We start from the raw sequence: 14,430 nt of genomic DNA, 5'->3' as shown, positions 1-14,430 counted from the left end.
GGGAACGAAGGAGGCCGACGTGGACGTCGTCACCCAGTACGCGTGGATCATCTGGATCGCCCTGGTCCTGCTCTTCGTCGTGGTCGAGGTCACCACCCTCGAGCTGACCTTCCTCATGCTCGCGATCGGCAGCGTGGGCGGCCTGCTCGCCGACCTCTTCGGAGCACCGTGGTGGCTGCAGATCGTCGTGGCCGCCGTGCTCGCGGTGCTCCTCCTCTTCACCGTCCGGCCTCCCCTGCTCCGCGCCCTCGGCCGGGGCGGCGACCCGACGCCGAGCAACGTCGAGGCCCTCCTCGGCCTGCGCGGCACCGTCGTCGTCGCGCTCGGCCCCGACGCCGGGCAGGTCAAGCTCACCAACGGCGACACGTGGACGGCGCGCCTCCTGCCCACCGGCTCGGCGAAGGCGCCCGCCGGCGCCCTGCCCCCGGCCGTCCTCGACACCGGCAGCACCGTCGTCGTCACCGCCATCGAGGGGTCGACCGCCCTGGTCGTCCCCGCCTAGAAGGGACCCTGCATGGACTCCTCCGTCAGCGCCGGCACCATCGCGACGATCGTGGTCGTCGCGATCGTCGTCGTCCTCGTCCTGGTCGTGCTCTTCCGGGCCGTCCGCATCATCCCGCAGGCCAGCGCCGGCGTGGTGGAGAGGCTCGGCAAGTACCACAAGACCCTCCTCCCCGGGCTGAACCTCCTCGTGCCCTTCATCGACCGGGTCCGTCCCCTCATCGACATGCGCGAGCAGGTCGTCTCCTTCCCGCCGCAGCCGGTCATCACGGAGGACAACCTCGTCGTGTCGATCGACACGGTCGTCTACTTCCAGGTCACCGACGCCCGGGCCGCGACCTACGAGATCGCGAACTACCTCGGGGCGGTCGAGCAGCTCACGACGACCACGCTCCGCAACGTGGTCGGCGGCCTGAACCTCGAAGAGGCCCTGACGAGCCGCGACAACATCAACGGCCAGCTGCGCATCGTCCTCGACGAGGCGACCGGCAAGTGGGGCATCCGCGTCGGCCGCGTCGAGCTCAAGGCCATCGACCCGCCCGCCTCGATCCAGGACTCCATGGAGCAGCAGATGCGCGCCGAGCGGAGCCGCCGGGCCGCGATCCTGACCGCCGAGGGCACCAAGCAGTCGCAGATCCTCGAGGCCGAGGGCATGCGCCAGTCGGCCATCCTCCGCGCCGAGGGCGAGGCCAAGGCCCAGGTGCTCCGCGCCCAGGGCGAGGCGGAGGCCATCGACACCGTCTTCAACGCCATCCACCAGGGCGACCCCGACCCCAAGCTGCTCGCCTACCAGTACCTGCAGACCCTGCCGAAGCTGGCTGAGGGGTCGGCCAACAAGCTCTGGATCATCCCGAGCGAGCTGACCGAGGCGCTGTCGGGCATCGGCCAGGGCTTCTTCGCCCCGAAGAACCCGGACGCCCCCGGCTGGACGCCGAAGCCGACCACGAAGGTCTCGGAGATGTCGACCACCCCCGACCTCGCGACGACCGTCGACCTCGAGGCGGAGCCCGACCTCGGGTTCCCGACCGCGACCACGCCGGGCAGCACGAGCCGGTCGGAGACCGGCGCGACGGGCACGGGCACCGGCTCGGGTTCGGGCACCGGCACGGCCGCGCCTGACGCGGTGACGCCCGACGAGGGCACCACGCCGCCGGCGGCCCCGGCCGCTCCGTAGTGGAGGCGGGCGCTTCCGGCTGGTTCGGCCCGGCCGGGCCCCGGGTGCTCGCGCACCGCGGCCTCGCGGTCGACGCACCGGAGAACACGATGCTCGCGTTCGCCCGGGCCGTGGCGGCGGGTGCCGACTACGTCGAGACCGACGTGCACGCCACCCGCGACGATGTGGCCGTGGTCTGTCACGACGACGACCTCCGTCGCGTCGCCGGCCGGCCCGTGCGCGTCCGGGACCTCACCCTCGCCGAGCTGAGCCTGGTGCGCCTGCCTGACGACCAGGAGGTGCCGACGCTCGAGCAGGCCCTCGACGCGTTCCCGGAGACCCGCTTCAACATCGACGTCAAAGTGGCGGAGGCGGTCGACCCGACCGTGCGCGCGATCCGTCGAGTGGGTGCGCAGAGCCGGGTGCTGCTCACGTCGTTCGACCAGCGGATCCGTCGTCGCGTGGTGGACGCGCTGCCCGGCGTGGCCACCTCGGCGTCCTCCCCCGGCGTCGTGGGCGTGATGGCCGCCTCCCTCGTCCCGGTCACGGCCGTGCGGCACGCCCTGCTCCGGCGCGTCCTGCGCGGCTGCGGCGCCGTGCAGGTGCCGGAGAGCTGGGGGCGGCTGCGCGTCGTGACGGCGGCCCGCGTCGCCGACCTGGCGGCCGTGGGCGTCGAGACGCACGTCTGGACGGTCAACGACCCCGCCGTGATGCGCCGACTGCTCGCGCTCGGCGTGCACGGCATCGTCACCGATCGTGCCGACCTCGCCCTCGTCGAGGTCGGTCGGGGTGCTGCCGATCCTCTGTGAACAGACTGTGAATGTCTCTCACCTGAAACATCACGGCACGCTCTGACGTTAGAACGGGAGATCGCACCGCGAGAGGAGACCACACGCATGGCAGATCGCAGTTTGCGCGGGATGAGACTCGGTAGTCAGAGCCTCCAGAGCGAAGAGGGAGTCGAGTTCTCCCCCCGGAAGAAAGCCGTCTACCAGACGGAGGACGGCCAGACGTTCGACATGGTGTTCTCTGCTGAGGCAGAGGTGCCCGAGATCTGGCAGTCGCCGAAGAGCGGGCAGGAAGGCCGGCTGCTGTCGGCCGACGGCAAGCCCGTCGAGATCGAGGAGGGCGTCGTCAAGGTGCCCCGTACCCACTGGGACATGCTGCTCGAGCGCCGCTCACGCGACGAGCTCGAGGAGTTGCTGCAGGAGCGTCTGACGTTCCTCCGGGCCCGGCGCGGCCAGGAGAAGATCGGCGCGTGAAGATCGGGGCCTGAAGTTCGGCGCCCGACGATCGGCGCCTGACGCCGCTCCCCCACGACGCCCGGTCACCGTACGGTGGCCGGGCGTCGTCGTGCCCGGGGGCGGTCGGTGCCGGGATGGTCAGCGCCGGGCAGGGAGGTCGAACTGGCTCGGGTCGTCCAGCTCCTCCTCGAGCGAGCGCGGCCGACGGCCCGGGCGGAGGCGCGGGTCGGCCAGCTCGGGCCAGGCCGCGGTCTCGAGGGCGCGGCGTCGGCGCGACCGGCGACCACCGATCATGACCCGGGCGAGCACGAGGGCCGCCAGCCCGAGGAACGAGACGAACAGCTCGACGGCGCGGCTGGCCACGACGGCGGGCGTCGTGCCGGTGCCCAGGTCGACGGTGTGGACCATGGTGCCGGCGGTGAAGTCGGTGACGCCGGCCACGATCTGCCCGTCGGCGTCGATGACCCGGCTGGAGGCCACCGTGGAGACGCTGACCACGGGCCGGGCCGTCTCGAGGGCCCGTAGTCGCGTGATGGCCAGCTGCTGGGCGTTCTCGTCGGTGTCGCCGAAGTCGGCGTTGTTGGTCTGGGCGACGATCACCTGGGCGCCGTCGCGCATCATGTTCGTGATGAGCTGGTCGTCGACGATGTCGAAGCAGATCGAGATGCCGGCGACGAAGTCGCCGATCGGCATCGCCTCCGGGCGGGTGCCCGGCGTGTAGTCGCGAGCGATGAGGTCGATCAGGTCGGGGGCGAAGGGCCGCCAGAAGGAGCGGTCGGGCACGTACTCGCCGAAGGGGACGGGGTGCTTCTTGTCGTACTGGCCGGCGACCGCGCCGTCCTCCCAGAGGATCGACGAGTTCCAGGCCTCCTCGCCGTCGTCGGACTGGGTGATGACGCCGGAGAGGAGCGGGGCGTCGTAGCCGTCGCTGACGGCGTCGAAGACGTAGCGGCCGTAGGCGTCGCGGGTGGGGTCGCGGTCGCTGCCGCCCTCGGGCCACACGATGAGGTCGAGGTCGGAGCCGGCCGGCAGCCCCGACATGGCGAGCACCTGCGAGTTGAGCAGGTCGCCGGGCTCGCGCTCGTCGAAGTAGCCCGCGGGCCCGTTGCCCTGGACGCCGGCGATCGTGGCCGTGCCCGACGACGTCGTCGGCCACGCGGGGACGGCGAGGACGGCCGTGACGGCGACCGCGCCGGCGAGGACCCGCGTCGACGCCCGCACGTCGGCCCGGAGCGCCAGCTCGAGGACCGCCGCCACGAGCGCCACCATGAGGAACGAGAGACCGGAGATGCCGACCCACGCGACGAGCGGGCCGAAGGGGCTCTGCGACTGGCTGAGGGCCACGCGGCCCCAGGCGAACCCGCCGTAGGGCCAGTTGCCGGCGACGAACTCGCGCAGGGTCCAGAGGCCGGCGACGACCACCGGGAGGAGCACGGTCGTGCCGACGGCCCCGGGCCAGATGCGGGGCACCCAGCGGTACGCGAGCGTGACGAGCACCGCTCCCCCGGCGAAGAACAGGGCCTCGAGCGTCGACAGGGCCGCCCACGGCAGGGCTCCGAGGTACAGGCTCGTCCACGAGATGTGGACGAGGTAGAACGAGAGCCCGGCGACGAGCCCGACCAGGAAGGCCGACCCGGCCCGTCGGCCGCGGAGGCTGACGAGCACCAGGCCGATGCCGACGAACGTGAGGGGCCACACGTCGCCGTCGGGGAACCCGGCGTCGAGCACGACGCCTGACCCGGCCGCGACCACGAGGGCGAGCCAGAGCGGCAGACGGAGGGCGGTCACTCGGGTGGGCACCGTGCGATTCTAGGTGGCCGTCGCTGGGAGGCGCGGGTCGGCCCGGGCGCCCGGCCCCCGTGCCTCAGACGGCCGAGTACGAGACGATGCCGCGCCGCACGGCGTCGAGCGCCCGACGCGCCACGGGGCCCACCGGGAGGTCGGCCACGACGGAGAGCTGGTCGAGCAGGTCGATCGTCTGCTTCGTCCAGCGCACGAAGTCGCCGGCGGCGAGGTCGGCGTCCTCCAGCACGGAGTCGAGGCTCGCGCCCCGGGCCCAGCGGTGCATGGCCAGGGCCAGGCCGGGAGCCGGCGGCGTGCTGCCGGGCAGCCGGTGCTCCTGCTCGAGGTCGTCGAGCTCTGCCCAGAGCAGCTGTGTCGCGTCGAGGGCCTCGCGGTAGGCGCCCCGCGGCAGGAAGCGCTCCGACAGCTGCCCCTCGTCGCGTCGCGGCTCGTAGACGAGGGTCGCGGCCATGGCGGCCATCGACGGCACGTCGAGCTGGTCCCAGAGCCGGAGCCGGAGGCACTCGGCGACGAGCAGGTCGCGGTCTCCGTAGATGCGGCGGAGCGTGCGGCCGGCCGGGGCGACGGCCACCTCGGCGGTGCGCCCGTCGCGCCCCGCGCCTCCCCGGCTGGTGGGCGTGGCCGAGGTGGAGGCCGCGGGCACGAGGTAGCCGCGGTCGAGCAGCACGTCGGTGACGCGGTCGAAGACCTTCGCGACCGCGCCGGTGCGGCTGCGGATCTGGGCCGAGAGCTGGTCGGTCTGCTTCTTCAGCTTGAACCAGCGCTCAGACCAGCGGGCGTGCTGCTCGCGCTCGGGGCAGGCGTGGCAGGGGTGCTGGCGCAGCTGCTTGCGCAGCTCGGTGAGCTTCCGCTGGCGCTTGTCGTGCTCGCCGCGCGACTGGGCCTCGGCGCGGGCCGCGCCCTGCTTCTCGAGGTCGCCGAGCTCACGCCGGAGCAGCGTGTACTCGCCGAAGTCGCCGAGGTGGCAGGTCATGCTGCGGGCGTAGCCGTCGAGGCTCTCCTGCTGCGTGCGCACCTTCCGCGCGAGGTCGACCACGGCGCGGTCCGCCTGGAACTGCGCGAACGAGGTCTCGAGGATCTCGCGCGTGCGCGACCGGCCGAACTGCTCGATCAGGTTGACGGCCATGTTGTACGTCGGCCGGAAGCTGGAGTTCATCGGGTACGTGCGGCGGGAGGCGAGGCTCGCGACCGCCTGGGGGTCGAGCCCCGGCTGCCACTGGATCAACGAGTGGCCCTCGACGTCGATGCCGCGGCGGCCGGCCCGGCCGGTGAGCTGCGTGTACTCCCCCGGCGTGATGGGCACACGGGCCTCGCCGTTGAACTTCTCGAGCTTCTCGAGCACGACCGTGCGGGCGGGCATGTTGATGCCGAGCGCCAGTGTCTCCGTCGCGAAGACGACCTTGACGAGCTTCTTCTGGAAGAGCTCCTCGACGACCTCCTTGAACGCGGGCAGCAGGCCCGCGTGGTGGGCGGCGACCCCGCGCTCGAGCCCGTCGAGCCACTGCCAGTAGCCGAGCACGGCGAGGTCCTCGTCGCGGAGGGTGCGGCAGCGGGCCTCGACGATCTCGCGGATCTCGTCGCGCTGCTCGGCGGTCGTCAGGCGGATGCCGGAGCGCAGCACCTGCTTGACGGCCTGGTCGCAGCCGACCCGGCTGAACACGAAGAAGATGGCGGGCAGCAGGTTCTGGTCGTCGAGCATCTCGACGATCCGCCACCGGTCGAGGCGGCCGCCCTGGTGCGGGGTCGGCGGCACGACGTGGCCTCGGGGGCTGCGCCCCGACCAGCGGTCGCTCGTGCCGCGGCCCCGCCCGCCGGGCCCTCCGCCCCGCCGCGACATGGAGGTCGCCCGCAGGAGCTCCGGGTTGACCCGGTTGGTGGCGGCCTGCCCGCTCGAGTCGAAGAGGTCGAGGAACTTGCCCCCGACGAGCACGTGCTGGTCGAGCGGGACGGGACGGTCCTCGCTGACGATGACGTCCGTGCCGCCGCGGACGGTCTGCAGCCAGTCGCCGAACTCCTCCGCGTTCGACACGGTCGCGCTCAGCGACACCAGGCGGACGTCGAGGGGCAGGTGGATGATGACCTCCTCCCACACCGCGCCGCGGAACCGATCGGCGAGGTAGTGCACCTCGTCGAGGACGACGTAGCGGAGGTCGTCGAGCATCTCCGAGCCCGCGTAGAGCATGTTGCGGAGCACCTCGGTCGTCATGACCACGATGCGCGCCCGCGAGTTGACGTTCGTGTCACCGGTCAGCAGCCCCACCTCGCCGGCGCCGTACTCGGCGACGAGCTCCTGGAACTTCTGGTTGCTCAGGGCCTTCATCGGCGCCGTGTAGAAGACCTTGTCGCGGGGGTGCTGCATGGCGAGGTGGATCGCGAACTCCGCGACCAGGGTCTTGCCGGCCCCGGTCGGCGCGGCCACGAGCACGCTGTTGCCCGCCTCGACGGAGGCGCAGGCGGCCTCCTGGAAGGGATCGAGCGCGAAGCCGAGACGGGAGCGGAACGACTGCAGCTGCGGCGACCGCACCCGGGTCTTCGAGGCGGCGAACCGTTCGGCGGGGCTGAGGTCGCTGCTGGTCATCTGGCTATCCTCCCGCGAGTTCGGCGTCGAGGGCCGCCACCTTCTTCGCCACCTGCCTGTCGTGCAGCCAGGCGACCCCGGCCGCGGCGAAGTAGAGCACCACCATCGGGATCGCGAGCAGGAACATCGAGAACACGTCGGCCGCCGGGGTCGCGATCGCGGTGAAGAGCGCGATGAGCAGGATGGCGACGCGCCAGCCCTTGATGATGCCCACGGCGGAGATGACGCCGACGAAGTTGAGCAGCACGAGGAAGACCGGCAGGACGAACGCGATGCCCACCGCGAGGATCAGCTTGAGGACGAAGTCGAAGTACTGCTTCGCGTCGATGATCGCCGCGTCCTCCGCCGCGACGAAGCCGGTGAGCGCCTCGACGATGTGCGGCAGGACGTAGTAGCCGCTGGCGCAGCCCAGGAGGAAGAGCGGGATGGCCGAGCCGATGAAGCTGACCGCGTAGACCTTCTCACGTCGGACGAGCGCGGGGACGATGAACGCCCAGACCTGGTAGAGCCAGACGGGGCTCGACAGGATGACTCCGACGGTCACCGCGATCTGCAGGCGCAGGTCGAAGCTGCCCGCGATGGTCGGGTAGTTGAGCGTCGCCTCGGTGCCCCGCGCGACCGCCATCTGCGTGATGGGCCCCCGGAGCACGTCGAGCACCCAGGAGGAGAGCGCGAAGCCGGCGACGCTGGCGAGGATCAGCGCGAGGGCGGACCGGAACAGCCGCTTGCGGAGCTCGACGAGGTGCGCGCCGAGCGACATCCGGCCGTCACGGGACCGCTGACGGGGAGCACCGCCGCCCTCGCTCGTGCCGGTGCTGGTGGTCGCGGCCACGCGCTAGAGCTTCGGCGGCAGATCGTCCCCGTGCACGGGGCGGGTGGTCGTCGAGGACGTCGACCGCGGTGCGTCGTCGACCGTCGGACGGCGGACGTCGTCGTCGGCCGTCTTCTTGTCGTCGCCGATCTCGTTCTTGAAGATGCGCATCGACTGGGCGATGCTCTTCGCGAGCCCGGGGAGCTTGGGCGCACCGAAGAGCAGCAGGATGATCGCCAGGATGATGATCAGGTGGAAGCCGGTGAGGTTGCCGAGCATGAGGTCCTCCTCGCGGGACGGATGAGTGGCAAGTGTACCGTGCCGTCCCTGGGCGGCCTCGGTCAGCCCGCGGCGGTTCCCTCGGCGTCGTACTCGGCCGCGGCACGACGTGCCCACTCCGCGACGGCCCTCCGCACCTCCGGCGGTGCCACGACGCAGGCCCGCCCCGGCAGCCCGGCGACCAGGCGGGCCACCGTCCCGTGGTGCGACACCCGGAGCGAGAGGCGCGTGCGGCCCTCGTCCGCTCGCTCGACGTCGGTCGGCGACCAGTCGTCGAGCAGGGCGGCGGCTGCGTCGTCGATCTCGATCGTGACGACGACGTCGTCGGGAGAGCCCTCGAAGAGCGTGTCCGGGAGGGAGAGGTCGGAGGCGCGGTGCGTGATGGGCGCGTCGGTGAGCGCCGGTCGTGACATCCGGTCGACGCGGAAGGTGCGCAGCCCCTCGCGCACGTGGTCCCAGGCGCGGAGGTACCAGTCGGCGTCCAGGGACTCGACCCGCAGCGGGTCGACCCGTCGACGCTCGGCACGGCCGCGGACCCCGGCGTAGTCGAACTCCAGCTGGACCCCCGCCTCCACCGCACGGCCGACGACGGCGAGGGCCTCGTCCGACTCGCTCTCGGCGACGGCCACCTGGCTCGGCTCGCTCGACGCGCCCCGCGAGAGCTTCGCGGTCAGCGAGGCGACGGCGGCCCGGTCGGCGTGGTCGGGCAGGGACGACAGGTACTGGAGCCCGGCGATGAGCGCCGCCGCCTCGCGGGACGAGAACCGCGGCGACTCGTCGATGGCGACGAGGTTCGTCAGCACGATGACGTCGTTCTGCTCGAAGTCGTCCCACGCGATGTCGAAGAGGTCGCCGTGCTGGTACTGCGATGTCTCTCCGGGGATGCCGGAGACCGCGATCAGCTCGACCGCCCGCCGGATCTCCGCCGTGCTGACGGCGAAGTGCTCGGCCGCCTCGGCGACGCTCACGCGCTCGTGGTCGATCAGCCACGGGACGAGGGCGAGCAGGAAGGCCAGCTTGTCGGTCGCCTGCAGCGCGGGTCGGCGGTCGCTCACGATCGGGCCCCGGTCTCGATCGAGGAGCCCACGGGCCGTGCTCCGTCGTCGTCGTGGTCGGCGACGAGGCGTCGCAGGCGCTGCACGACCAGCTCGCGGAGGTTCGCGGGCTCGAGGACGGTGACCTCCGGGCCGAACGAGGAGAGCTCCTCGGCGAGGATGGACGCGTCGGAGTAGTGGACGGCCAGCACGTCGGCGCCCCGGGACTCCGTCCCCCGGCGCTTCGAGAGCCGGGTCTCGGCGTCCGACGCCTCGACCACGCGCACGAGCGCGGTGTTCGACCGGCGCAGCTCCTCCAGCCCCGCGAGGGCGGAGTCGGCGGTCGCGTCCGCCGGCCGCGGGAAGGAGCGGCCGGTGACCGTCACCGGGCCGACGATGCGCGAGAGGAGGAAGTTCTTCCGCGAGCCGGTGTCGGGCTCGATCGCCGGGACCATCCAGCGCCCCTGGTGCTGGACGAGCGCGAACGGCGCGACCTCGCGGCGGCGGGGCCGGGCCTCCCCCGGCTTCAGGTAGTCGAACCGCACGACGACCCCGCGGTCGAGGGCGGTGCGGAGCGGCTCGAAGGCGGCGTCGCGGGACCGGATGCGCGGCGCGTACTCGAGCTCGGGCACGGTGGCCGTCCCGCCCAGCGAGCGGAGCTTGAGGAGGGCCCGGCGGGACTCGCCCGAGAGCGTGCCCTCACGCCAGACCATGGCCGCGAGGGTCAGCAGGGCCGTCTCCTCCGGCGAGAACGAGATGTCGAGGGGCAGCTCGTAGCTGCCGCGCGGGATGCGGTAGCGGAGGAGCTGGTTGTTGCCGGAGGCCGCGGGGTCGTCGACGGTCTCGAGAGGGACGCCGAGCTCGCGGATGTCGTCCTTGTCGCGCTCGAACTGACGCTCGAGGGCGGCGTTGTCACCGGCCGAGGAGTACTTCTGCCGGTAGCCCTGGACGGTCGACAGGACCTCCGACTTGGTCAGCCCGGTGTCGGTGGCGAGCAGGGCCAGCACGAGGCTGAACAGGCGCTCTTCGACGGGGATCCGGGGGGCGCGGGCGGCGGGCACGCGATCGATCCTAGGCCACGGCCGAGGTCGGCGACCCGCCGTGCGGGGCACCGACCTCCGGGGCCGCGGACGGGCTCAGAGGGAGCCGAGCACGTCGAAGACGTACACGTAGCTGTCCGCGCCGCCGGCCTCGGCGGCCGGGATGACCGTCATGACCTGCGAGCCGACCTGCTGGCCGACGAGCGCGTCGCGGATCGAGGCCGGGAGGGCCGGGTCGCCGAGGTCGACGGTCGTGGCCGTGTCGCCGTTGTTCCAGGTGGAGGCCGAGACCGTCGAGGGGGTGGCCCAGGTGACGGCCGTGAACTGCACGACGGCGGTGTCGTCGGCGGTCAGCTCGTGGCCCGAGCCCTCGCGGACGAGGTGGGTCTCCTGCGCGGTCGGCGCGTCGGAGTCGGGGACGGAGATGCCGGGAGCGCCGCTCGGGGCGGTGACGACGGCCGGCAGGCCGCTCTCGCCGGGCACGGGGCGGCCGTCGGCCTTCGGCAGGAAGGCCTGCTTGACGTCGACGATGGCGACGTACGCGGCATCGGGGTCGTCGGTCGGCTCGACGGCCGAGCCCTGGATCGAGGCGGAGAGCTCGGAGGCCTTGACGGCCACGACCACGCGGGAGCCGACGGTCGAGCACTCGAGCGCCGCCGCGAGCGGGGCGAGGGCCTGGCCGCCGACCGTGATCGGGTTGGCGGCGGTGCCGTCGTAGCCGCTGTCCTCCACCTCGCGCCCGGTGGCTCCGTCGTAGAGCGTGTAGTCGATGATGACGGGCGAGCCGTCGACGAGACGCTCGCCGTCGCCCTCGATGAGGGTCGACACCTGGGTCTCGGTGGTGACGATGGGGCTCGGCACGTCGGCGTCGGGCTTCTCCCCGAACGAGCCCGTGGCCGTGACCACCGAGGCGGCGTCGCCCGTGGGCGGGCAGCCCGACGAGCCCGGTCCGGAGTCGCCGGCGCACGCGGTCAGGGAGGCCAGCAGGCCGACGGCGACGACGAGGGCGGGGATGGTGCGCACGGGGCCTCTTTCCATGGTGCGGCCGGGCCGCGGGTGCTTCGGGGGCGGCGGGGCCGCGAGGAGCGGCCGGGAGCCGCGGGATGCGTCGGACAGCTTACTGGGCGTCACGCGAGGGGTCGGCCGCCTCGCTCGCCGGGGCTGCGGCCTCGGCGTCGGGCGCGCTGCCCGCGGCGACGGCCTCGGCGGCCCCGATCGCGGCGTCGGCGGCGGTGCGTGCCTGACGGGCCGTCTTGCGGAGCTTCTTGTCGCTGGCCGAGCGGTCGCCCAGGGCGCCGGGCGTCCAGGCCTCGACGTCGGCGTCGGAGTAGTCCGACTTCGACGGGCGGCGCTTGAGCTGCGGCAGCACCGCGCCGGGGGCGAGCCGACGAGCGGTGATGAGGAACCCGGTGTGGCCGATCATGCGGTGGTCGGGTCGCACGGCCAGGCCCTCGACGTGCCAGCCGCGCACGAGCGTCTCCGAGGCGTCGGGCTCGGTGAACGACCCGGAGGCGCGGAGGGCCTCCGCGACCCGCGACAGCTGCGTGGCGGTGGCGACGTAGCAGATCACCAGGCCGCCGGGCTTCAGGGCCGCGGTGGTCGCCTCCACGCACTCCCACGGCGCGAGCATGTCGAGCACGACGCGGTCGACCGTCCCGTCGGGCATGACGTCGGGCAGGCTCTCGACGAGGTCGCCGACGGTCACCGACCAGTTCTCGGGCTCGGCGCCGAAGAAGCTCGTGACGTTCCCGAGCGCCACGTCGGCGAACTCCTGGCGGCGCTCGAAGGAGGCGAGCCGGCCCTCCGGGCCGATCGCCCGCAGCAGCCACAGCGACAGGGCGCCGGAGCCCACGCCCGCCTCGACGACGGTCGCCCCGGGGAAGACGTCGGCCAAGGCGACGATCTGGGCGGCGTCCTTCGGGTAGACGATGGCCGCGCCCCGGGGCATCGACATCACGAAGTCGCTCAGCAGCGGCCGGAGGGCGAGGTACTCGTCGCCGGTGGTGCTCGCGACGACCGAGCCGTCGGGCAGGCCGACCATGTCGTCGTGGGCGATCATGCCCCGGTGCGTGTGGAACACGGCGCCGGGCGTCAGCACGACCGTGTTCATCTTGCCCTTCGGGCCGGTGAGCTGGACCTTGTCGCCCTGGAGGAACGGCCCGGACTGGCGGCGGGTGGCGGTCATGCGGTGCTGCTTTCGGTCGGTGCGCGCGCCCGGAGGGCGGGGGCGTCGAGGAGGCGCGGGGTGCGCCCCGGGGGTCAGGAGTCGGTCGTGCGCTGCTCGCGCAGGCGGCGCCCCGCGGCGTGCAGCTCGCGGAGGTCGGCGAGGGTGGTGCCGACCAGCGTGGTGCGGCGGACGTAGCCCGCGTCGTCGGCGAGGGGCGCGTGGTGCTCGACGCCGAGCGCGACGGCGCCGGCCGCGACGGCGGAGGCGAGGCCCGGGACGCTGTCCTCGACGGCGACGCAGTCGGCGACGTCGACGCCGAGCAGCTCCGCCCCCCGGAGGTAGGCCTCCGGGTGGGGCTTGGCGTGCTCCACGTCGTCGCCCGCGACCACGGCGTCGAAGGCGTCGAACTCGATGGCGTCGACCATGAAGAGCGCCATGCGGCGGATCGACATCGTGACGAGCGCGGTCGGCACACCGGCGGCCCGCAGCTCGGCGAGGAGCTCCTTCGCGCCCGGGCGCCACGGGACGTGGACGGCGCAGCGCTCGAGGACCGCGGTCGTGAGGTGGTCGATGATGGCGTCCTCCGACATGTCGACGCCGTGCTGCTGCAGGACGCGCGACGAGTGCCAGAGGCCGGAGCCGATCAGCGTGTCGCCGTCGGCCTTCGTCCAGGTGCCGCCGAACGAGCCGACCAGGGCGACCTGGGACTCGAACCAGTAGGGCTCCGTGTCGACGAGGGTTCCGTCCATGTCCCAGAGGACGGCGGCAGGCAGGAGATCGGTCACGACGGAGGAGTCTACGGGAGGGGGCTCCCCCGGCGGGCGACCCGCGCCTCCTCGTGCTCGGTCTATCGTGGTCCGAGACGTCGAGGGCCTCTCCCCGACTCGGTGAGGACACGGTGACTGACACGTCTGACTTCGCGACGGGACGACTCCTGGTCGTCGCTTTCGAGGGCTGGAACGACGCCGGCGAGGCCGCCAGCGGCGTCGCCAGGAGCGTGATCGAGTCGCTGTCGCTCGAGGCGGTGGCCGAGCTCGACGGCGAGCGGTACATCGACTACCAGTTCAACCGGCCCCAGGTGGGGCTCGACGACGACGGCGGGCGCTCCCTCGTCTGGCCGCGCATCCAGCTGCACGCCACGCCGGACTCCTCGACGTCGCTCGCGGCGGCCCCGGTCGACGCCCCGGGCACCGAGGTCTTCGTGCTGCTCGGCGCGGAGCCGTCGCGCAGCTGGCGCAGCTTCGCGGCCGAGATCGTCGACCTGGTCGACGTGCACGACGTCACGTCGGTGGTCTTCCTCGGCGCCATGCTCGCCGACGTCCCGCACACGCGGCCCATCTCCGTCTTCGTGAGCAGCGACAACGACGACGTGCGCACGCGGCTCGGGCTGGAGCGCAGCAGCTACGAGGGCCCCGTGGGCATCCTCTCCGTGCTCGGCGACGCCCTCGAGCAGGCGGGCGTGCCGACGCTCGCCATCTGGGCCTCCGTGCCGCACTACGTGCACGCGTCGCCGTCGCCGAAGGCGACCCTCGCCCTCATCGAGAAGCTCGAGGAGGTCGCCGACGTGCAGGTGCCCCGGGGCGAGCTCGAGGCCGAGTCCGCCGCGTGGGAGCAGGGCATCGACGCTCTGGCCGCCGACGACGACGACATGGCCGGCTACATCGAGCAGCTCGAGCAGGCCCGCGACACCGTCGACTCCCCCGAGGCGAGCGGCGAGGCGATCGCGCAGGAGTTCGAGCGGTACCTGCGCCGACGCGACGGCAAGGCCGGCGACGGGCGCGACGGCCGCGACGACCCGCGGTTCCCGCCCGCGGTCTGAG

General features: G+C 72.9%; 14 protein-coding genes. 5 read left to right on the top strand and 9 right to left on the bottom strand.

Annotated features, from left to right (window positions below; all coding sequences use genetic code 11):
- Nucleotides 1-19: 19 nt before the first annotated feature.
- The 4 genes from ASF82_RS06670 (at nt 20) to ASF82_RS06655 (ending at nt 2,916) form a co-directional block, all read left to right on the top strand.
- Nucleotides 20-502, top strand: coding sequence for an NfeD family protein (locus ASF82_RS06670; RefSeq protein ID WP_056054971.1), 483 nt, complete (start codon nt 20-22; stop codon nt 500-502).
- Nucleotides 503-514: 12 nt separating this feature from the next.
- The gene (locus ASF82_RS06665; RefSeq protein ID WP_082514367.1) at nt 515-1,675 is read left to right on the top strand and encodes an SPFH domain-containing protein; all 1,161 of its coding nucleotides are present in this window, start codon (nt 515-517) and stop codon (nt 1,673-1,675) included.
- On the top strand, nt 1,675-2,463 hold the full coding sequence (locus ASF82_RS06660; protein ID WP_056054967.1) for a glycerophosphodiester phosphodiesterase family protein: 789 nt from the start codon (nt 1,675-1,677) through the stop codon (nt 2,461-2,463). The genes ASF82_RS06665 and ASF82_RS06660 overlap by 1 nt, the downstream gene beginning before the upstream one ends.
- A gap of 87 nt (nt 2,464-2,550) precedes the next feature.
- Nucleotides 2,551-2,916, top strand: a complete 366-nt coding sequence (locus ASF82_RS06655; protein ID WP_056054962.1) for an RNA polymerase-binding protein RbpA — start codon at nt 2,551-2,553, stop codon at nt 2,914-2,916.
- 120 nt (nt 2,917-3,036) lie between these two features.
- Here ASF82_RS06655 and lnt read toward each other — a convergent pair whose 3' ends face one another.
- From lnt to ASF82_RS06610, 9 genes are all read right to left on the bottom strand, one after another.
- Complete coding sequence (gene lnt / locus ASF82_RS06650; protein WP_082514366.1) at nt 3,037-4,698, bottom strand: apolipoprotein N-acyltransferase; 1,662 nt, start codon at nt 4,696-4,698, stop codon at nt 3,037-3,039.
- Nucleotides 4,699-4,762: 64 nt separating this feature from the next.
- Nucleotides 4,763-7,279 (bottom strand): RNA helicase, encoded by a 2,517-nt coding sequence (locus ASF82_RS06645; protein WP_056054959.1) that lies wholly within the window; start codon nt 7,277-7,279, stop codon nt 4,763-4,765.
- Between the two features lie 4 nt (nt 7,280-7,283).
- On the bottom strand, nt 7,284-8,039 hold the full coding sequence (gene tatC, locus ASF82_RS06640; RefSeq protein WP_056055936.1) for a twin-arginine translocase subunit TatC: 756 nt from the start codon (nt 8,037-8,039) through the stop codon (nt 7,284-7,286).
- Nucleotides 8,040-8,114: 75 nt separating this feature from the next.
- Nucleotides 8,115-8,369 (bottom strand): twin-arginine translocase TatA/TatE family subunit, encoded by a 255-nt coding sequence (locus ASF82_RS06635; RefSeq protein WP_056054956.1) that lies wholly within the window; start codon nt 8,367-8,369, stop codon nt 8,115-8,117.
- A 62-nt stretch (nt 8,370-8,431) separates the two neighbouring features.
- Nucleotides 8,432-9,424, bottom strand: coding sequence for a YafY family protein (locus ASF82_RS06630; protein WP_056054953.1), 993 nt, complete (start codon nt 9,422-9,424; stop codon nt 8,432-8,434).
- A complete protein-coding gene (locus tag ASF82_RS06625; RefSeq protein ID WP_056054950.1) occupies nt 9,421-10,464 on the bottom strand; it encodes a YafY family protein in 1,044 nt (347 codons plus the stop codon). The genes ASF82_RS06630 and ASF82_RS06625 overlap by 4 nt, the downstream gene beginning before the upstream one ends.
- A 75-nt stretch (nt 10,465-10,539) precedes the next feature.
- Nucleotides 10,540-11,466 (bottom strand): hypothetical protein, encoded by a 927-nt coding sequence (locus tag ASF82_RS06620; protein ID WP_056054948.1) that lies wholly within the window; start codon nt 11,464-11,466, stop codon nt 10,540-10,542.
- A gap of 94 nt (nt 11,467-11,560) precedes the next feature.
- Nucleotides 11,561-12,628, bottom strand: coding sequence for a tRNA (adenine-N1)-methyltransferase (locus tag ASF82_RS06615; protein ID WP_056054945.1), 1,068 nt, complete (start codon nt 12,626-12,628; stop codon nt 11,561-11,563).
- A gap of 74 nt (nt 12,629-12,702) precedes the next feature.
- Nucleotides 12,703-13,395: an HAD family phosphatase gene (locus ASF82_RS06610; RefSeq protein WP_235491177.1), complete on the bottom strand. Its 693-nt coding sequence runs from the start codon at nt 13,393-13,395 to the stop codon at nt 12,703-12,705.
- 113 nt (nt 13,396-13,508) lie between these two features.
- On the opposite strand from ASF82_RS06610, the gene ASF82_RS06605 reads away from it, so the two are divergent.
- Nucleotides 13,509-14,429, top strand: a complete 921-nt coding sequence (locus ASF82_RS06605) for a proteasome assembly chaperone family protein (protein ID WP_056054942.1) — start codon at nt 13,509-13,511, stop codon at nt 14,427-14,429.
- The last annotated feature ends 1 nt before the right edge of the window (nt 14,430 follow it).

Origin of the sequence: Frigoribacterium sp. Leaf164, assembly GCF_001423665.1 — a bacterium.
Lineage (GTDB): Bacteria > Actinomycetota > Actinomycetes > Actinomycetales > Microbacteriaceae > Frigoribacterium > Frigoribacterium endophyticum.
Note: the sequence above shows the minus strand (reverse complement) of the source record. Positions and strands in the feature narration are given on the sequence as shown.